The organism is Mycobacterium sp. NPDC050551, from assembly GCF_040674075.1.
GTDB lineage: Bacteria > Actinomycetota > Actinomycetes > Mycobacteriales > Mycobacteriaceae > Mycobacterium.
The window spans coordinates 63040-80753 of sequence record NZ_JBFARC010000004.1 but is presented as its reverse complement, the minus strand read 5'-3'; the positions used below and the strand labels follow the sequence as shown (position 1 = coordinate 80753).

The following is a 17714-nucleotide window of genomic DNA, read 5'->3' as shown; positions in this document are numbered from 1 at the left end:
TCTCCGTAGGTTCAGGGCCGGCTACTGCAACCTGATCGGGTTGACGAAGTCGGCGGTCACGGTCAGCAGCATGTAGCCGACCAGCACCACCAAGACTACGTAAGTAGCGGGCATCAGCTTGAGATAGTTCACCGGCGCCGCGGCCACCTTGCCGCGCGCCGACCGGATCATGTTGCGGATCTTCTCGAACACCGCCACCGCGATGTGCCCGCCGTCGAAGGGCAGCAGCGGGATCAGGTTCACCGCGCCGAGGACGAAGTTGAGCTGAGCCAGGAAGAGCCAGAACAACTCCCACACGCCGGCGTCGACGGTGTCACCGCCGATGATGCTGGCGCCGACCACGCTGATCGGGGTTTCGGGGTCGCGTTCGCCACCGCCGATCGAGTCCACCAGCGCGCCGATCTTGGTGGGGATCTTCGCCAGCGACTGGCCGAGCTGGACGGCGAGGTCGCCGGTGAACGCGAAGGTGCCGGGCACCGCGGTCAGCGGGTTGTACTGCGCCCATTGCAGCGGGTCGGGTGCACCGATGCCGACAGCGCCGACTTCCGACGGGGTGTCACTGTCGGTGGTGGTGAAGCGCTCGATGCGGGTGACGTCCACCACGGTGGTGAATTCGCTGCCGTCGCGCTCCACCGTGAACGGCGTCGGCCCGTCGAGGGTCCGGACGGCGGTCACCATCTCCTTGAAGTTCGCCACCGGGGTCTCACCGACCTTGACGACGGTGTCGCCGGGCCGGATACCGGCCAGCGCGGCGGGCCCCGGGCCGGTGCACTCGCCCATCTCGGTCTTCGAGACCTGCGGCGCGACACACACGGTCTCGCCGACGACGGCGGTGGTGGGCGGGTTGAGGTCGGGCAGACCCCAGGTCAGCGCGATGCCGTAGATGATCACCATGCCGAGGACGAAGTTCATGCCGGGGCCGGCGAACAGCACCGCCACCCGCTTCCACACCTTCTGCCGGTACATCGCGTACGGGCGGTCGGCGGGGTCGAGTTCGTCGACCGGGGTCATGCCTGCGATGTCGCAGAAGCCGCCGAGCGGGATGGCCTTGACGCCGTACTCGGTCTCCCCCAGCTTGTTGGGCCTGCGGGTGGACCACAGCGTCGGTCCGAAGCCGACGAAGTACCGGCGCACCTTCATACCGGTGGCGCGCGCCACCCACATGTGGCCGCATTCGTGCAGGGCCACCGAGACCAGAATCGCGAGCGCGAACAGCGCGACGCCAACAACGAACATCATCGGGCGGGCAGTACCTCCTGGGTGAGCACGGAGCGGGCCTTCTCGCGGGCCCATCTCTGCGCCTCGAGTACCTCCTCCACGGTAGCCGGTTCGGCGGCCCACTCGTCGCCGGCGGCCAGCACCTCGCCGACCGTCCGGACGATGGCCGGGAAGGAGATGCGGCCGTCCAGGAACGCCGCGGCGGCCTCCTCGTTGGCCGCGTTGTAGACCGCGGTCAGGCAGCCGCCTGCGGTGCCCGCCGCGCGGGCCAGTCGCACCGCTGGGAACACGTCGTCGTCCAGCGGCAGGAACTCCCAGGTGGTGGCGGTGGAGAAGTCGCATGCGGCGGCGGCCCCGGGCACCCGGTCCGGCCAGCCCAGCGCCAGCGCGATCGGCAGCTTCATGTCGGGCGGGCTGGCCTGCGCCAGGGTCGACCCGTCGGTGAAGGTGGCCATCGAGTGCACGATCGACTGCGGGTGCACGACCACGTCGATGCGGTCGTACGGGATACCGAACAGCAGGTGGGTCTCGATCAGCTCGAGGCCCTTGTTGACCAGCGTCGCCGAGTTCAGAGTGTTCATCGGGCCCATGGACCAGGTGGGGTGCTTGCCGGCCTGTTCGGGGCTCACCGACTCGAGGTCGTCGGCCGACCAGCCGAGGAACGGGCCGCCGGACGCGGTGAGCACCAGCCGGGCGACCTCCCCGGCGGTGCCGCCGCGCAGGCACTGCGCCATCGCCGAGTGCTCGGAGTCGACCGGCACGATCTGGCCGGGCGCGGCCGCGCGCAGCACCAGCGGACCGCCGGCCACCAGCGACTCCTTGTTGGCCAGTGCGAGCCGCGCGCCGGTGGCGAGGGCGGCCAGGGTGGGCTCCAGGCCCAGCGCTCCGACCAGGGCGTTGAGCACCACATCGGCTTCGGTGTCCTGCACCAACCGGGTGACGGCGTCCGGGCCGCTGTGGGTGACGTCATCGATGCGCTCGGCGGCCGCGGGGTCGGTGACAGCGAGCCCGGTGGCGCCGGTCTCGGCCCGCTGGCGGGCCAGCAGGTCGGGGTTGTTGCCGCCGGCGGCCAGCCCGACCACCTCGAACCGGTCCGGATTGGCGGCGATCACCTCGAGCGCCTGGGTGCCGATCGACCCGGTGCTGCCGAGGATCAGCACCCGCTGCCGAGATCCGGATGAGCTCACCGGACTATTGTGCCGCCTCCGGGGAGCCGCCCGGTGCACACCGCGCCCCGATCTTGAATGTGACGCGTTTGTGACGACGGCTGCCGTGGCCCGTCCGTGACGCACACCACCCCGAATCCCCGGTGTCAGATCACCAGGACGGCGGCACCGCCGCGTCCGCGTACCGAGGAGTGGCAGTGGTTTCAACGAAGAGGTACACCGTCCACCGCAAGGCCGTTGCGGCAGCAGGCCTGAGCGCGTTGGCCGTGTTCGGCGCCGCGGCGTGTTCGAGCGAGGAGGCGTCGAGCACCGGCTCTTCGGCGACCAGCGCGGCATCGTCGGCCGCGGAGAGCGCCACGTCGTCCGCCCCGTCGAGCGCGGCGGCCGATCCGGCCGCGAACCTGGTCGGCTCGGGCTGCGCCACCTACGCCGAGCAGGTGCCGTCCGGCCCCGGTTCGGTGACCGGCATGGCCGCCGACCCGGTGACCGTCGCTGCGTCCAACAACCCGATGCTCAAGACGCTGACCCAGGCGCTCTCCGGGCAGCTCAACCCGAACGTGAATCTGGTCGACACGCTCAACGGCGGCGAGTTCACCGTCTTCGCACCGACCGACGACGCGTTCGCCAAGATCGACCCGGCGACCATCGATAAGCTCAAGACCGACTCGGACCTGCTGACCAGCATCCTGACCTACCACGTGGTGCCGGGTCCGGGCGCGGCTCCCGACAAGGTGGCCGGCACACACAAGACCGTGCAGGGCGCCGACGTCACCGTGACCGGTGAGGGCGAGGGCCTGAAGGTCAACGACGCGGGCCTGGTGTGCGGCGGGGTGCAGACCGCGAACGCGACCGTCTACATGATCGACACGGTGCTGATGCCTCCGGCGAACTGAGCGCCGTTCCGTCAGCGACCGTCCCCCGGGCATTCGACGTGCCCGGGGGACGTCGTGCGCCGATTCGACCTTCCGCTGCGCGAAATCTGTTGAGCCCGTTACCCATCCGTGAGCCAATCGGTGCCGAATAGCAGTCGAAGTGACGAGGACGGCGACACCTGTCGCCCCTGACGAAAAGGAGCGCGAGTCGATGAATCTCACGAAGAAGGTTGCCGGAGCAGGTTGTGCAGCGGTGGCCGCGGTCGGTCTGTCACTGAGCGGCGCCGCGGTCGCTACCGCCCAGCCGGCCACCGGCCTGGTGGGGCCGGGTTGCGCCGGCTACGCGCAGCAGGTGCCGACCGGTCCCGGCTCGGTGATGGGGATGGCCCAGGAGCCGGTCGCGACGGCCGCGTCGAACAACCCCATGCTCAAGACCCTGACCCAGGCGGTGTCCGGCCAGCTCAATCCTCAGGTGAATCTGGTCGACACCCTCAACGGCGGCGAGTTCACCGTGTTCGCCCCCACCGATGCGGCGTTCGCCAAGATCGACCCGGCGACCATCGAGAAGCTGAAGACCGACGGGCCGCTGCTCACCAACATCCTGACCTACCACGTCGTCCCGGGCCGGGCCGAGCCCGCGCAGGTGGTCGGCACGCACAAGACGGTGCAGGGCGCCGACGTGACGGTCACCGGTCAGGGCGGCGACCTCAAGGTCAACGACGCCTCGGTGGTGTGCGGCGGCGTGCAGACCGCCAACGCCACCGTCTACATGATCGACACGGTGCTGATGCCGCCGGCGAACTGACGCACCCGGCACTGATCCCGTCCCCCGCCACGTTCCCCCACGTGGCGGGGGGCTCCGTGTCGGTGGGCTCCATGTCGAGAGCTCCGTGTCGAGAGCTCCGATCACGGGGCGTTCAGCGCACCGCGCCGTCGAAGCGGCGCACCAGGATGTCACCGGATCCGGTCCGCGCGTGCACCTCCAGTGTCCGGTCTCCGTCCGAGGGGCCGTCCGACGGCTGCAGGGTGTTGCGGACCGTGCCGGACGCGGTGCTGACGTCGAGCCGGGCAGCGGTGCCGTGCGGCAGGCCGATCTCGACATCGCCGCTGGCGGTGCGTGCTCGCAGCGAGCCGGTCACGGCGGTGGTCACGGTCGTCGGGCCCGAGGCGGTCTGTGCCCGCGCGTTGCCGTGCAATTCCCCGACCGTCAGCCCGCCGCTGGCCGCCTGGAAATTCAGCTCACCGTGCAGGATCTCCACCACGGCGTCCCCCGAGGCGGTCGATATCGATACCGGGCCCGCCACGCTCTTGACGGCGACATCCCCGGAAGCGGTGTCCGCCTTGAGGTTTCCCTCGACGATGTCCAGAGCGACCCTGCCGCTCGCCGACGAGAAGCGGCAGTCGCCGAGCAGGCCGTCGGCGTACACGTCGGCCGATGCCGTCGACGCCTGGAGCCGTGAGCGCGACGGCAGCGCGATGTCGACGTCGACCGCTCCCCTGCCGCCGAGCGCCAGCATCTTGGGGCCGGCGGCGATCTTGAGCCGACCGTTGGCGAAGTCCACCCGCGCGTTCTCGGCGGCCCGTATGTCGGACGCGCGCGACGGATCGCGGGGCCGGATGTCGACAACGGTGTCGTCGCGGTCGCCGGCTGTGAGGCGCACCGACCCGGCGACCACCTCGACGTCGGCGACGATCGGTTCTGGCGTGGGGAACGTGGGCATCGGAATCTCCTCGGGTGGTGTCAGCGGACCCAGCCGCTGAAGGACTTGTCGGTAGACGTGCGGGGTCTGCCCCGCTGCGGGGCGAGCGCGGCGGCCACCGAGCGCACCAGCCAGGCGTTGACCGACACCCCGGTTTCACGGGCCGCCGCGTCCACCCCGGGCCGCATGTTCTCGGGCAGCCGCAGGGTGACGCGCCAGGTGCCGCCCTCGTCGTCCGGATCGGGGCCGGTGGGCGCCGGTGGGGGCTCGGGTGGCTCGGCAGGGGCGACGGTGAAGTCGGGGTCGCGGCCGCGCAGCCGGACGTCGACGGAGCCGGGGGCGAGCTCACGGGTGATCAGCTCGGCCGCCTCCGAGAGTGCCTCCAGCAGCGCCAGGCGCAGGGCCGATTCGAGTGGGGCGGTCAGCCTGTCCGCGAGTACGGCGGCATCCGGCCCGCCGGCGCGGGCGGCCAGGTCGAGCTCGTGGCGCACCGCGTCGACGTAGGGCTGCAGATCCATGACGTCATGGTGACACCATCATGGTGTCAGCGCAATGTCATGTCGGGAACCGGGCCGCCCAGTGCCGCGCGATGTCCACCCGCCGGGTGATCCACACCCGGTCGTGGGCCTGCACGTGATCGAGGAACCGCTCGAGCGCCGCGGTGCGGGCGGGCCTGCCGACCAGGCGACAGTGCAGCCCGATCGACAGCATCTTCGGTGCACCGGCCGCCCCCTCGGCGTAGAGCACGTCGAACGCGTCCCGCAGGTGCGTGAAGAACTCTGTGCCGCTGGGGAATCCGCCGGGCGTGGCGAAGCGCATGTCGTTGGTGTCGAGGGTGTAGGGCACCACGAGGTGCGACCGCCCGGCCACGGTGGTCCAGTACGGCAGGTCGTCGGCGTAGGAGTCGGAGTCGTACAGGAACCCGCCGTGCTCGACCACCAGCCGCCGGGTCTGCGGCGAGTCGCGGCCGGTGTACCAGCCGGCCGGCGGGGCGCCGGTGAGCTCGGTCAGCAGGCGGACCGCGCGGGCCATGTGGTCGCGCTCGACGTCGGGGTCGACGAGCTGATAGCTGATCCAGCGCAGCCCGTGGCAGGCGATCTCGTCGCCGCGGGCGAGGAACGCGGCGACGGCATCGGGATTGCGGGCCAGCGCGTCGGCGACCCCGAACACGGTGAGCGGCAACCCGCGCCGGTCGAACACCCGCAGCACCCGCCACAGCCCGGCCCGGGATCCGTACTCGTAGAGCGACTCCATGCTCATGTGCCGGTTCGGGAAGGGCTGGGCGCCGACGATCTCGGACAGGAACGTCTCCGACGCCGCGTCGCCGTGCAGCACATTGTTCTCGGCGCCCTCCTCGTAGTTGAGGACGAACTGCACGGCGATGTTCGCCCCGCCGGGCCACTGCGGATCGGGTGGGTGCGCGCCGTACCCGACCATGTCCCGCGGATAGCCGTCAGGCGTCATGCCCGGATTGTGGCAGCCGGCGGCGTCCGCGTCAGCGCACCTTGGCGATGATGTCCTCGGCGAACCGCTCGATCGGTCCGCGGAACCGGTCCTCTGGGTGGTCGCCCGCACCGGCGCCGCCGGGGCCGAGCCACGGCGCGCACATCACCGCGGTGATGCCGGCGTCGCGGGCACGGTTGTACAGATCGGCGGTGGGTTGCTCGCGCAACGCCAGCAGCACCTCGAACGGCTCGTCGGCGCGGCCGTACTCACGCCGCAGCGCGGTCAGCCGGTCGACGTAGTGGACCGCGTCGTCCCAGGCGTAGGCGTAGCCGACCCAGCCGTCGCACAGCCGCGCCGCCCGGCGCAGCGCCGCCTCGGACTCACCGCCGCAGAGGATGGGCACCGGCGCGGGCGGGTGCGGTTCGAGCATCAGCTCGGGCACGTCGTAGTGCTCGCCCCGCCAGGACACCCAGCCGCCGCGCCACAGCGCCCGCAGCGCGGGGATCATCTCGTCGAGACGCCTGCCACGGGTCGCGAAATCCTGACCCATCAGCGTGTACTCCTCGCGCATCCAGCCGGCGCCGACGCCGAGCGACACCCGGCCCCGGGAGACCACCGCCGCGGTGGCGACCACCTTGGCGACCTCGATCAGCGGTCGGGCCGGCGCGATGTAGACGGCATTGCTGAACCGCAGATTCGTCGTGACGGCGGCCATCGCGCCGATGAGCACCCAGGAGTCCGGCCACGCGGTCTCGGGCGCCCACATCGGCTTGCCGGTCGGCGAGTCCGGGTACGGCGACGACAGCTCGCGCGGGTAGACCGTGTGGTCGGAGCACACCATCCCGTCGAACCCGGTCTCGTCGAGGATCCGCGCGACGGCGATGGCCTCCGTCGTCTCCAGGAACGTCGCTCCGCTCCAGAACTGCATACGTCATCCTTCCGTCAGTCCCACGGTGTTTCCTGCGCGCCGGTTGGGGGCAGCATCACAGACATGCCGACACTGCTGTGGTTCCGCCGCGACCTTCGGCTGCACGACCTGCCCCCGCTGATCGACGCCGCGCAGTCCGACGGCGAGGTGCTCGCGTGCTACGTGCTCGACCCGCGGCTGGCCCGTTCCTCCGGTCCGCGGCGGCTGCAGTACCTGCATGACGCGCTGCGCGACCTGCGCGACAACCTCGGCGGTCGGCTGCTGGTCACCGAGGGCCGCCCGGAGGAGCGGATTCCCGCGCTGGTCACGGCGATCGGCGCGACGTCGGTGCACGTCTCGGCGGACTTCACGCCGTTCGGCAGGCGCCGCGACGACGCCGTCCGGGAGGCTCTGAACGGCATCGGCGACGGTGTGCCGCTGGAGGCGTCGGGCTCGCCGTACCTCGTGGCGCCCGGCCGGGTCACCAAGGGCGACGGCGAACCGTACAAGGTGTTCACCCCGTTCTTCGCCGCATGGCGCAACCACGGCTGGCGGGCGCCGGCGCGGACCGGGCCGGAATCGGCGCGGTGGATCGATCCGGCCGACGCACCCGGCGGGGTCGACATCCCCGACGACGGGATCGCCCTCGACCTGCCCGCCGGCGAGCGCGCCGCACGCGCGCAGTGGCAGCAGTTCGTGGACACCGCGCTGCGCGGCTACGCCGACGACCGCAACCGGCCCGACCTCGACAACACCAGCCGGATGTCGGCGCACCTGAAGTTCGGCACCATCCATCCGCGTTCGATGGTCGGCGATCTCGGCAGCGGCAAGGGCGCTCAGGCCTACCTGCGCGAGCTCGCGTTCCGCGACTTCTACGCCTCGGTGCTGCACGAGTGGCCGCACAGCGTGTGGTGGAACTGGAACCGCGGATTCGACGCCATCAAGACCGACGAGGGCTCCGACGCCGACAAGGCCTTCGAGGCGTGGAAGAGCGGCCGCACCGGCTTCCCGATCGTCGACGCGGGGATGCGCCAGCTCGCCGAGATCGGCTGGATGCACAACCGGGTGCGGATGATCGTGGCGTCGTTCCTGGTCAAAGACTTGCATCTGCCGTGGCAGTGGGGTGCGCGGTGGTTCCTCGACCAGCTCGTCGACGGCGACATGGCCAACAACCAGCACGGCTGGCAGTGGACCGCGGGCAGCGGCACCGACGCCGCGCCGTACTTCCGGGTGTTCAACCCGACCACCCAGGGCAAGAAGTTCGATCCCGACGGCGTCTACATCCGGCGCTGGGTGCCCGAGCTCGCCGACCTGCCGGGCGACGCGGACGTACACCTCCCCGCCGACCGCAGGCCGGCCGGTTATCCCGAGCCCATCGTCGATCACGCCAGGGAACGCGCCGAGGCGTTGCGCCGGTACGCGGATCTCGGGTGACTCGCCCGCCCGCGGACCGGGCAGTACGACGCTCTGTCGTACGCCCGCGGTGATGTGCCAGAATCATGGGCAGTTGCCCAGCCCGACCGTGAGGAGCACTCCGTGGCCAGCACCGAAGTGGAACGACACACCGGCGTCGACGTCGAAGATGTGCCCTCCGCCGAGTGGGGCTGGAGCAAGGAGAACCACCGCATCATCCACATCGGGCTGCTGCTGGCGGCCGGGTTCCTGCTGACGATGCTGCGCGGCAACCACGTCGGACGCGTCGAGGACTGGTTCGTCATCGGCTTCGCCGCCGTCCTCATCGCCTGGGTGGTGCGGGACTGGTGGCTGCGCCGACGCGGCTGGATCCGCTGAGTCAATCGATCGGCACCAGGTCGGAGTCGATCGGGCGGTAGCCGCCCCGGTGCATCCTCTCGTCGGCCCCGACCGGGGTGTCGACACCCGCCGCCGCCATCGCGTGCGTCTTGAACACCCGCGCCGCGGCGCTCAACCGGTAGCTGACGGCGTCGGCGCCGCCGAAGCGGTCCGGCCAGCGCCCACCCCACATCGCCACCTCGGTTCTGCCGGTGGCCAGCAGGTCCCCCACCGCGCCATGGACGCGTCCGTCGGCCAGCGCCGCCGCCGAGACCGCCAGTCCGGCCGCGTGCTCCGGGTCGGCGACCACCGATTCCAGGGCGTCGCCCAGGTCGAGGACCGTCGCACCGAGGATCTGCATCGGCCGGGTGTCGCGAGCGTCGGCGACCAGGACGTTGACCTGCCAGCCCGCCATAGCGCGGTCGAACAGCCAGCCGCCCGCGAACCGGGCGGCGTCGGTCGCGTCGACCGCCAGCACGTCGAGCCGGTAGCGCAGCAGCCTGCTCGAGGCGCCGTTGTCGCGCACATCCGGGCGGAATCGGCGGAGGTCCCCGTCGGTGCGCGCGGACTGGGTGGTCATGGGCAGCTCCGTTCACTGGTCGACCGGCGCCCTCAGCGTGACATTCGAACGGCATTCTGTAAAGCGTCGTCACGGATCCAGTCAGCTGCCCGCGATGTCGTGACGGCCACCGGCAGGCACGCCCGCCCTGGGCGCTACCCCACAGCCGCGGCGAGCGGCAGCGTGTCCACGGTCGGAGTCAGTGGGCTGGATATGTCGGCGGCAGCGCGGATCTCGCAGAAGGCCCGGCGGATGGCGTCGGTGGCTTCGTGCGGATCGGCCAGGGTGCGGTCGTCGGTGAGCACCGACACGTTGAGCTGGTCGACGTAGCTCCACACGGTGACGTTCATGCCGCTGCCCGCGACCAGCGGACCGACCGAGTAGATCTCGGTGACCGCCGCGCCTTCCACCCGCCCGGGACGCGACGGTCCGCGGACGTTCGAGACGGTCAGGTTCATGATGGTGCTCGACTCCACCCGCCTGCCCTGAAAACGGAACAGCGGCGGAGTGACCTGTGGCGGCAGGTAGTTCAACCACGACGCGACGAGCGTCGGGCCGAGCAGCCGGTGGGTCTCCTTGGCGATCGACGTGGACAGCGCGGTCAGCCGGACCCGCTCGCCGACGTCCTCGACATGGGTCGGCAGCGACGGCGTCAGATAGCTGAACTCGTTGCCCACCAGCCGATCCGGCGACGGGTCGATGCTCACCGGCACACCCGCGATCAGGGGCTGGTCCGCCTTGCCGTCGTAGCGCAGCAACAACTCCCGCAGCGCCCCCGACACCGTCGCCAGCACCACGTCGTTGAGCGTGACGCCCAGCGCCGCCGCGGCCTCCTTCACGTCGGCCAGCGCCAGCGGCGTGGTGGCGAACCGGCGTACCGGCGAGACGACGTGATTGATGAATGTCGGCGGCGGCGCGAAGTTCCGCGCCAGGTCGGGATGGCGGCCGCGTTTCTTCACGTCCCTGCGCACCTCTGCCACCCCCGCCGCCGTCTCGCGCATCAGTCTCGGCAGCCGGCGCACCAGCCGGGCATGGTCGCGGCCTGCGGCGGCGAGCAGGCTGCCCGTCGTCCGCAACTCCGGCGCGCTGGCGGCCACCGTCGTCTCCGGCGGCGCCTCGGGCGCCAGCGCCCTGGCCATCTGGTTGGCCGATGCGGTGCCGTCGGCGAGCACGTGATGCACCTTGTGGATGATCGCGATGCGGTCGCCGGTCAGGCCCTCGGCGAGGTACATCTCCCACAGCGGACGGCTGCGGTCCAGTGGCGTGCTGGCGATCTCGCCGATCAGTTCGTCGAGTTCCCGGCGGCCGCCCGGCGCGCGGACCCGTACCGACCGGACGTGATAGTCGAGGTCTATCTCGGCGTTCTCGCACCACATCGGATGGTGCACCCGCAGCGGGATGTCGACGAGCTGAAGGCGCAGCGGTGTGAGCGCCTGCAGCCGCGGGCCCGCGATGCGGCGGAACATCTCCATGCTGAAGCCGCCGGGCACACCGGACACGTCGAGGATGCCGATCTTCATTGTGTGCATGTGGATTTCGGGCGTCTCGCTGTACAACATGAGCGCGTCAACGCCGTTCAGCCGTCTCACGGGTCCCCCATTCGTCGCCCCACTCCTCCTGTGCCCGCAAACGGCGCGGCCTACACCGCACGCACGTGCGCCCACGCGGCGGCGAGACAGTGCGCCTGCCATCTGTAACCTCGGCGCATGAGCCTCGTCACCGGTCGCGGCCCGCTCAGCGCCGATCCCGCAGGTTGGTTCCACCCGCCGGTCAGCCCCGGCACGGTGTTCGTCGAACCCCATCCTCGCCGCATCCAGGCGATGGCGCAGGGAAAAACCGTGATCGACACGGAGGAGGCCCTGCTGGTGCATCGCGGCGGCCTGCCACTCAGTTACGCCTTCCCCGAGGCGGTGGCGAAGGCGCTGCCACACCATCCGGTCGACGAGGCGCCGGGCTACGTCCATGTCCCGTGGGACGCGGTGGACCGGTGGGTCGAAGAGGGCCGCGAACTCGTGCACTACCCGCCCAATCCGTACCACCGCGTCGACTGCCGCCCCGGCCGGCGCGGTCTACGCGTCAGCGTGGCGGGCACGGTCCTGGTCGACAATGTCGACACGGTCGCCGTGTTCGAGACCGCGCTGGCGCCGGTGCTTTACGTGCACCCGGACCGGGTGCGGATGGACCTGCTGCGGCTCAGCGAGACGACGAGCTACTGCAACTACAAGGGTTGGGCCACCTACTGGTCGGCGGTCACGGCCGACGGAGACGTCGTCGCCGACGTCGCGTGGAGCTATCCCGATCCTCCGCCAGAGTGCCTGCCGATCACCGGCCACCTGAGCTTCGACGGCGCCCGCGCCGACATGCTCGCCGAGTTGCCCGCGACCGGCACCGGCTGCGGGTGTTAGACCCGGTCGATCACCTCGGCACCGAAGCGCTCGACGGCCTCGCAGGCGTGGATCAGGCTGTCGCCGGGGATGCTCACCTGGATCCAGGTGACGCCGGCCGCCGCGAGCTTCTCGACACCGGCGAGGTAGACGTCGGCGTCGAAGTCGGCTGACCCCGGGTCGCCGCCTTCGCGGTTGTTGAACGCCACGTCGAGCGTGGCAGGGTCGCGGTCGGCAGCTTCCGCCCGCCGGCGCAGGTCCTCGACGGCGGATTCCAGCGCGCCGACGGAGTCGAGTGCCGCGGTGCGCGCGGTCTGGGCCAGTTGGGCGGGCGCCGCGAACGGGCACCAGCCGTCGCCGTAGCGCACCACCCGGTCGCGCGCCGACGCGGTGTTCCCGCCGATCCAGATGGGCGGGTGTGGCCGCGTCACCGGCCGCGGGTGGGCGGTGATGCCCTTGGCGGTGAAGCCGCTGCCCTCGATGCTCAGGTCGTCCGACGTCCATGCCGCGCGGATGGTCGCCAGCGCCTCCTCGAACAGGGTGGTGCGATTGTCGTAGTCCACGCCGAGCGCGGCGAACTCGCGCTTGAGGTAGCCGACGCCGACCGCGAGCGTGAAGCGTCCGCCGGACAGCAGGTCGAGCGTCGCGCCGGCCTTGGCCACCACGAACGGATTCCGGTAGGGCAGCACGACGATGTTGGGTACCAGCCGCAGCGTGGTGGTGTGCGCCGCGGCGAAGCCCATCGCCACGAACGGGTCCAGCGCGTCGTGGCCGCCGGCCTCCAGCCAGCGCTGCGTCGGCGCGGGGTGGTCGGTGAAGCCGAACCCACTGAAGCCGGCCGCCTCGGCGGCCACCGCGACCTTCGCCACCCCGGCCCCGGTCACCAGCTCCGGGTTGTACGGGTGGGTGTGCATCGGGTGCGTGATCGCGAAGTGCATCGTCGGCCTTTCCGGACACGTCGAGTCGGCTGCGTTGTGGCGGGCGTCCTCAGGAGAATACGATTCTCGCTGATGAATAACGAGAGTTTCACTCCGGCCGGCCGGTCATGACCGACCTCGACATCGGGGTCTACGTGCCGCAGATCGGCTTCTCCTACGCCGACGTGCTGCACCGCGCGCAGCGCTGCGAGCAGGCGGGAATCGGCACGCTGTGGCTCTACGACCACCTATACGGGCCCGGCGCTCCGGACTACCCGTCGCTGGAGGCGTGGACACTGGCAACGGCGCTGCTCAGCCGCACCGAGCGGCTACGGGTCGGACACATGGTGCTGTGCAACCAGTTTCGTCACCCGGCGGTACTGGCCAAGATGGCCACCACGCTCGACCAGATCTCGGCCGGCCGGCTGCAGCTCGGCATCGGAAGCGGCTCCATCGCCGACGAGCACGAGCGCACCGGATTGCCGTGGGGCACGTTCGCGGAGCGCTCGCAACGCCTGGGCGAGACGCTCGAGATCCTGCATCAGGCCTTCGCCGACGAGCGCATCGACTTCAGCGGCGAGCACTACACCGTCCGGGACATGCCGGTGAAGCCAGGGCCGGTGCAGCGCCCGCGGCCGCCGATCGTGGTCGGCGGGGTGGGCGAGCGCTACACCCTGCCGCTGGTCGCCCGCTACGCCGACGTCTGGAACGTGCCGACGTACGCGCTCGGGGACCTCGAGCGCAAGGTCGAGGCGTTGCGGTCCGCCTGCGCCGACGTCGGCCGCGACCCGGCGTCGATCGTCATGTCGGTCGAGGCGGTGATGGCGCTCGCCCCCGATGACGCCGCCCTGCCCGAGGTTCGGGCGTTGGCCGAGAAACGGTTCGGCGGGCCAGGTTTCGGTCTGCACGACGGCGGTCTGGTGGGTACCGCACCCGCCATCGTCGACCGGCTGCACGCGTTGCGGGAGCTGGGCTTCACGCAGATCGTGCTGTTCACTCACGACCGTGCGTCCGACGCGACGCTGGACCTGCTGGCCGACTCGGTGATCGCCGCGCTATGACGTGCGGGCCGGCGAGTAGTTCGGCCGGCCGAGTCCGAGCGCCTGCTGCGCGATCATGTTGCGGAACACCTCGAGGGTGCCGCCGTAGATGCCGGTGGGGCCGGCCAGCCGGAAGATGTACTCCGCTCCCCCGTTCTCCGCGGTGTCCGCCGGTAGCGCGCCCGCCGCGCCCAGCACGTCCATCAGGTCGGGCGAGATGTCGCGCATGGTCTGTGCGATTGCCACCCGCCCGTACATCTGCGGCGTGCTCATCGCCGCCTCGAGCCGGGCGATCGCCCGCCCCAGCCGGTGGCACACCGAGCCGTCATCGGTGAGACGGCGCCCATCGGCGCCGGGTTCGGAGACCGCCGCGGCGACGGCGTCGACCGCCTCGGCCGTCACCAGCAGGTGTTCGGACATCGTCGCCAGCTTCGACAGCCCCTCGGCGTCACGTTCGACGGTGCCGTGTTCGGCGTGCAGGGCGTCGCGCAGCACCGTCCAGCCGCCGTTGACGTCGCCGACCCGATATCGGTCGGACACCCGGACGTCGCTGTAGAAGGTGATGTTGGTGCGGTCACCGTCGACGGTCCGCAGCGCCTGGATCTCCACGCCCGCCGAGTCCAGCGGCACCAGGAACATCGTCAGGCTCTTGTGCTTGGCCGCGCCGGGATCGGTGTTGGTGATCAGGAAGACGTAGTGCGCGTTATGCGCGTTGGACGTGAACATCTTCGCGCCGTTGATGATCCAGCCGTCACCGTCGCGGACCGCACGGGTCTTGCAGGTGGCCACGTCCGAACCGCCCTCGGGTTCGGTGTAGCCGAGGCACAGCCGCTGGTGGCCGGACAGCACCTTCGGCAGCACGTCGTCGCGTAACTCCGCCGATCCGAACCGGACGACGCTGTGGGCGACCATCGCCGTCGTGGGCCAGTGGAACCACGGGGTGTGGGCGCGGCCGATCTCGACTTCCCAGATCCGGCGCTGCACCGCGGTGAAACCGCCGTCGCTCGCCGCGTTGAAGTCGCGGGCGAGGTAGCCCGCGTCTCCGAGCGCGAGATGCACGGCCTCGTCGAAGTTCTCACCGGTCCGCCGGTCGCGGGCGATCACGTCGTCGGTCACCACGACGGCCAGGAACGCCCGCAGCTCGGCCTGGAACGCGGCATCGTCGTCGGACAGCTCCACCCGCGAGAAGTCCATGGTCAGCTCCCTCGGGCCGTGGCGTGACAAACCTAGGCGCAAGTGTAAGGGGTCGGTCCACGTCGCATCTCAACCCAGGTCGGTGTCGATGATGGCGTCGAACACCGCCTCGAGAAGGTCCTCGAGCCGATCGGCCTGTCGGCCGTTCAGCCCGCGGACGCCGATGACACGCCGCATCAGGAGCACTCCGCTGATCACGGACAGCACCACGTCGCTGCGCATGCGGCGCCCCGGCTCGGGCAGTTGTCCGGCGAGCCGTTTCCCCACATGGCGCTCGATGGCGTCGCGAACGATCTCGGCGCAGCGGGGATTCGAGGCCGACCGCAACAGGATGAAGAACGGTTCGAGGCCTTCGGCACCCGGCTCGGAATGAGCGACCAACGCCGTGGCGGTGCTTCGGGCCAGGTCGTCGGCATTGTCGGCGATGAACACCGGCGGTGCGAACGAGACGTCGACCGCCTCTGCGAACAACTGCTCCTTGGTGCCGAAGTACCTGTTCACCATCATCGCGGTGACCCCGGCATCACGGGCGATCTCGCGGACGCCGACACCGTCGTATCCCGCCTTCGCGAAATGCCGGATCGCCGAGAGCAGGATCGCCTCTCGGGTCGCGGCGGCGTCACGGGATCGGGTTGGACCAGTCGGCATCCCTCAACGTTAGGGAATTGAACCGGCCAAGTCTACGTATGTATACATACGAAGAAGTCTACGACTGTAGAGAAGGAGAATCGTCGTGGATATGGGATTGACGGGAAAGCGGGCCCTGATCACCGGCTCGAGTGCGGGCCTGGGCCGGGCCGCTGCCGAAATGCTGGCAGCAGAGGGCGCTTCGGTGATCGTGCACGGCCGTGACCCGGACCGCACACACGCGGTCGCCGAACGCATCCGCGCGGACGGAGGGGATGCCACCGCCGTCCTGGGTGACCTGGCGTCCGCCGCCGACGCGACGTCCGTGGCGGGGGCAGCGGGCGACGTCGACATCCTGGTCAACAACGCGGGCCGCTACGACGGACTCGCCTGGCGGGATCTCAGCGATGACCAGTGGGCGCACATCTATCAGGTCAACGTCGTCTCCGGGGTGCGAATGATCGGCCACCTCGTGCCGGGTATGCGCACGCGCGGATGGGGCCGCGTCATCCAGATCGGTGGCGGGTTGGCGATACAACCGGCCGCCACGCACCCCCACTACAGCGCCACCCTGGCCGCGCGACACAACCTCACGGTCTCGCTCGCCCGAGAACTCGCGGGAACCGGGGTCACCGCCAACATCGTGGCGCCGGGGGCGATCCTCACCGACCCGGCGCGAGAGCTGACACTCGAGGCGGCCGAGGAAGCCGGCTGGGGTCCCGACTGGGACGACGTGGAACGTGCGGCGTCGAAGTCCTGGTTTCCGAACGACATCGGACGATTCGGCCGGCCCGAGGAGGTCGCCGCGGCCGTCACCTTTCTCGCCAGTGAGCGCGCCGCCTACATCAGCGGTGCCGACATCCGCGTCGACGGCGGCACCGTCCGTGCCATCTCGTGATTCGACGCAATCGACAACAAAGGAAATCGACATGACCACATCACCGCTCGTCTTCCTCATCTCGGGTGCCTCCTGCGGACTGGGGCGTGCCATCACCCACGCCGCATTGGCTGCGGGACACCGCGTCGTCGCCGGTGTTCGCACCGCCTCGGCCCTCGACGACCTCGTGAACGAGTACCCCGACACCCTGGCCGTCGTCCGACTCGACGTCACCGACGACGATGACGTCCGCACGGCGACGACGACGGCCGTCGAGCGATTCGGCCGGCTCGACGTCCTGGTCAACAATGCCGGCTACGCCAACATGGGCGCGATCGAGGACGTCGACTTCGAGGACTTCCGAACCCAGATCGACACGAACTTCTTCGGGGTGGTGCGCCTGACTCGAGCTGCGTTGCCGATCATGCGCACTCAGCGCAGCGGCCACATCGTGCAGATCTCCTCGGTGGGCGGCCGACTCGTCCGCCCCGGCCTGGCCGCCTACCAGTCGGCCAAGTGGGCGGTCACCGGGTTCTCCGGCGTGCTCGCTCAGGAGGTGGCCCCGCTCGGCATCAAGGTCACGGTGCTGGAGCCCGGCGGCATGCGGACCGACTGGGCGGGCTCCTCCATGCATGTGGACACCATCCGCGACGAGTACGCGTCGACCGTCGGTGCCGCTGCCGCCGTGAGCAGTTCGACGCACCTCGGCGCCAGTGACCCGGTCAAGGTCGCCGCGCTGGTGTTGCAGATCGTCAACATGGCCCAACCGCCCGCCCGCCTTCTGGTGGGCCCGGACGCCTACCGATACGCCACCGCCGCCGGACGGGAACTCCTTGCGGCCGACGAGCACTCGAAGGCGCTCAGCATCTCCACCGCCGCCGACGACATCACGGCCGACCAGGCGGACCCCCTGGGCCACGACAACCGCCATGGGCGGGCGTGATGACCGAACTGCGCATCTACACCCTGGCCGACGCAGCCGCACTACACCGCTACACCACGATCTTCTGGCCCCG

19 protein-coding genes are annotated in these 17714 nt (G+C 70.4%); 8 read left to right on the top strand and 11 right to left on the bottom strand.

Features of this window, described 5'->3' with window-relative positions; translation table 11 throughout:
- Positions 1 to 21: 21 nt before the first annotated feature.
- Both AB0K11_RS16800 and dxr read right to left on the bottom strand, forming a co-directional pair.
- On the bottom strand, positions 22 to 1239 hold the full coding sequence (locus tag AB0K11_RS16800) for a M50 family metallopeptidase (protein WP_364978799.1): 1218 nt from the start codon (positions 1237 to 1239) through the stop codon (positions 22 to 24).
- Positions 1236 to 2405, bottom strand: coding sequence for a 1-deoxy-D-xylulose-5-phosphate reductoisomerase (dxr, locus tag AB0K11_RS16795; RefSeq protein ID WP_364978797.1), 1170 nt, complete (start codon positions 2403 to 2405; stop codon positions 1236 to 1238). The genes AB0K11_RS16800 and dxr overlap by 4 nt, the downstream gene beginning before the upstream one ends.
- 176 nt (positions 2406 to 2581) lie before the next feature.
- Here dxr and AB0K11_RS16790 point away from each other — a divergent pair, with 176 nt between their 5' ends.
- Positions 2582 to 3277 carry a fasciclin domain-containing protein gene (locus tag AB0K11_RS16790; RefSeq protein WP_364978794.1) on the top strand — a complete coding sequence of 232 codons (696 nt, stop codon included), beginning with the start codon at positions 2582 to 2584 and terminating at the stop codon, positions 3275 to 3277.
- 190 nt (positions 3278 to 3467) lie between these two features.
- A complete protein-coding gene (locus tag AB0K11_RS16785) occupies positions 3468 to 4061 on the top strand; it encodes a fasciclin domain-containing protein (RefSeq protein ID WP_364978791.1) in 594 nt (197 codons plus the stop codon).
- A gap of 112 nt (positions 4062 to 4173) precedes the next feature.
- Here AB0K11_RS16785 and AB0K11_RS16780 read toward each other — a convergent pair whose 3' ends face one another.
- From AB0K11_RS16780 to AB0K11_RS16765, 4 genes are read right to left on the bottom strand one after another with little or no spacing between them, the layout of a single operon-like run.
- Complete coding sequence (locus AB0K11_RS16780; protein ID WP_364978788.1) at positions 4174 to 4977, bottom strand: DUF4097 family beta strand repeat-containing protein; 804 nt, start codon at positions 4975 to 4977, stop codon at positions 4174 to 4176.
- Between the two features lie 20 nt (positions 4978 to 4997).
- Entirely contained in the window at positions 4998 to 5474 is a 477-nt protein-coding gene (locus AB0K11_RS16775) for a histidine kinase (protein ID WP_364978785.1), read from the bottom strand.
- A 37-nt stretch (positions 5475 to 5511) separates the two neighbouring features.
- Positions 5512 to 6420, bottom strand: coding sequence for an allantoinase PuuE (gene puuE, locus AB0K11_RS16770; protein ID WP_364978782.1), 909 nt, complete (start codon positions 6418 to 6420; stop codon positions 5512 to 5514).
- A 31-nt stretch (positions 6421 to 6451) separates the two neighbouring features.
- Positions 6452 to 7330 carry a TIGR03619 family F420-dependent LLM class oxidoreductase gene (locus tag AB0K11_RS16765; RefSeq protein ID WP_364978779.1) on the bottom strand — a complete coding sequence of 293 codons (879 nt, stop codon included), beginning with the start codon at positions 7328 to 7330 and terminating at the stop codon, positions 6452 to 6454.
- A gap of 63 nt (positions 7331 to 7393) precedes the next feature.
- Between AB0K11_RS16765 and AB0K11_RS16760 the strand changes: the two genes are divergently transcribed.
- Both AB0K11_RS16760 and AB0K11_RS16755 read left to right on the top strand, forming a co-directional pair.
- On the top strand, positions 7394 to 8743 hold the full coding sequence (locus AB0K11_RS16760) for a deoxyribodipyrimidine photo-lyase (RefSeq protein ID WP_364978776.1): 1350 nt from the start codon (positions 7394 to 7396) through the stop codon (positions 8741 to 8743).
- Positions 8744 to 8845: 102 nt separating this feature from the next.
- Positions 8846 to 9100: a DUF2631 domain-containing protein gene (locus AB0K11_RS16755; protein WP_364978773.1), complete on the top strand. Its 255-nt coding sequence runs from the start codon at positions 8846 to 8848 to the stop codon at positions 9098 to 9100.
- Between the two features lies 1 nt (position 9101).
- Here the strand turns inward: AB0K11_RS16755 and AB0K11_RS16750 are convergent, their stop codons facing one another.
- Positions 9102 to 9680, bottom strand: coding sequence for a hypothetical protein (locus tag AB0K11_RS16750; protein WP_364978770.1), 579 nt, complete (start codon positions 9678 to 9680; stop codon positions 9102 to 9104).
- 134 nt (positions 9681 to 9814) lie between these two features.
- Positions 9815 to 11248 carry a wax ester/triacylglycerol synthase family O-acyltransferase gene (locus AB0K11_RS16745; protein WP_364978767.1) on the bottom strand — a complete coding sequence of 478 codons (1434 nt, stop codon included), beginning with the start codon at positions 11246 to 11248 and terminating at the stop codon, positions 9815 to 9817.
- Positions 11249 to 11365: 117 nt separating this feature from the next.
- Here AB0K11_RS16745 and AB0K11_RS16740 point away from each other — a divergent pair, with 117 nt between their 5' ends.
- Complete coding sequence (locus AB0K11_RS16740; protein WP_364978764.1) at positions 11366 to 12064, top strand: DUF427 domain-containing protein; 699 nt, start codon at positions 11366 to 11368, stop codon at positions 12062 to 12064.
- Here the strand turns inward: AB0K11_RS16740 and AB0K11_RS16735 are convergent.
- Positions 12061 to 12981, bottom strand: coding sequence for an LLM class F420-dependent oxidoreductase (locus tag AB0K11_RS16735; RefSeq protein WP_364978761.1), 921 nt, complete (start codon positions 12979 to 12981; stop codon positions 12061 to 12063). The genes AB0K11_RS16740 and AB0K11_RS16735 overlap by 4 nt on opposite strands.
- A gap of 107 nt (positions 12982 to 13088) precedes the next feature.
- On the opposite strand from AB0K11_RS16735, the gene AB0K11_RS16730 reads away from it, so the two are divergent.
- Entirely contained in the window at positions 13089 to 14021 is a 933-nt protein-coding gene (locus AB0K11_RS16730; RefSeq protein WP_364978758.1) for an LLM class flavin-dependent oxidoreductase, read from the top strand.
- On the opposite strand, the gene AB0K11_RS16725 is transcribed toward AB0K11_RS16730, so the two are convergent.
- Together AB0K11_RS16725 and AB0K11_RS16720 are read right to left on the bottom strand one after the other, a co-directional pair.
- Positions 14016 to 15194, bottom strand: a complete 1179-nt coding sequence (locus tag AB0K11_RS16725; protein ID WP_364978755.1) for an acyl-CoA dehydrogenase family protein — start codon at positions 15192 to 15194, stop codon at positions 14016 to 14018. The genes AB0K11_RS16730 and AB0K11_RS16725 overlap by 6 nt on opposite strands.
- Positions 15195 to 15263: 69 nt before the next feature.
- Positions 15264 to 15842, bottom strand: coding sequence for a TetR/AcrR family transcriptional regulator (locus tag AB0K11_RS16720; protein WP_364978752.1), 579 nt, complete (start codon positions 15840 to 15842; stop codon positions 15264 to 15266).
- Between the two features lie 91 nt (positions 15843 to 15933).
- On the opposite strand from AB0K11_RS16720, the gene AB0K11_RS16715 reads away from it, so the two are divergent.
- Both AB0K11_RS16715 and AB0K11_RS16710 read left to right on the top strand, forming a co-directional pair.
- Complete coding sequence (locus tag AB0K11_RS16715; protein WP_364980383.1) at positions 15934 to 16719, top strand: SDR family NAD(P)-dependent oxidoreductase; 786 nt, start codon at positions 15934 to 15936, stop codon at positions 16717 to 16719.
- A gap of 31 nt (positions 16720 to 16750) precedes the next feature.
- On the top strand, positions 16751 to 17641 hold the full coding sequence (locus AB0K11_RS16710; protein ID WP_364978749.1) for an SDR family NAD(P)-dependent oxidoreductase: 891 nt from the start codon (positions 16751 to 16753) through the stop codon (positions 17639 to 17641).
- The last annotated feature ends 73 nt before the right edge of the window (positions 17642 to 17714 follow it).

Coding starts and splice junctions, on each gene's coding strand:
- AB0K11_RS16800 (WP_364978799.1), bottom strand. CDS start 1,239: ATGATGTTCGTTGTTGGCGTCGCGCTGTTCGCGCTCGCGATTCTGGTC.
- AB0K11_RS16785 (WP_364978791.1), top strand. CDS start 3,468: ATGAATCTCACGAAGAAGGTTGCCGGAGCAGGTTGTGCAGCGGTGGCC.
- AB0K11_RS16780 (WP_364978788.1), bottom strand. CDS start 4,977: ATGCCCACGTTCCCCACGCCAGAACCGATCGTCGCCGACGTCGAGGTG.
- AB0K11_RS16775 (WP_364978785.1), bottom strand. CDS start 5,474: ATGGATCTGCAGCCCTACGTCGACGCGGTGCGCCACGAGCTCGACCTG.
- puuE (WP_364978782.1), bottom strand. CDS start 6,420: ATGACGCCTGACGGCTATCCGCGGGACATGGTCGGGTACGGCGCGCAC.
- AB0K11_RS16765 (WP_364978779.1), bottom strand. CDS start 7,330: ATGCAGTTCTGGAGCGGAGCGACGTTCCTGGAGACGACGGAGGCCATC.
- AB0K11_RS16760 (WP_364978776.1), top strand. CDS start 7,394: ATGCCGACACTGCTGTGGTTCCGCCGCGACCTTCGGCTGCACGACCTG.
- AB0K11_RS16750 (WP_364978770.1), bottom strand. CDS start 9,680: ATGACCACCCAGTCCGCGCGCACCGACGGGGACCTCCGCCGATTCCGC.
- AB0K11_RS16740 (WP_364978764.1), top strand. CDS start 11,366: ATGAGCCTCGTCACCGGTCGCGGCCCGCTCAGCGCCGATCCCGCAGGT.
- AB0K11_RS16735 (WP_364978761.1), bottom strand. CDS start 12,981: ATGCACTTCGCGATCACGCACCCGATGCACACCCACCCGTACAACCCG.
- AB0K11_RS16730 (WP_364978758.1), top strand. CDS start 13,089: ATGACCGACCTCGACATCGGGGTCTACGTGCCGCAGATCGGCTTCTCC.
- AB0K11_RS16725 (WP_364978755.1), bottom strand. CDS start 15,194: ATGGACTTCTCGCGGGTGGAGCTGTCCGACGACGATGCCGCGTTCCAG.
- AB0K11_RS16720 (WP_364978752.1), bottom strand. CDS start 15,842: ATGCCGACTGGTCCAACCCGATCCCGTGACGCCGCCGCGACCCGAGAG.
- AB0K11_RS16715 (WP_364980383.1), top strand. CDS start 15,934: ATGGGATTGACGGGAAAGCGGGCCCTGATCACCGGCTCGAGTGCGGGC.
- AB0K11_RS16710 (WP_364978749.1), top strand. CDS start 16,751: ATGACCACATCACCGCTCGTCTTCCTCATCTCGGGTGCCTCCTGCGGA.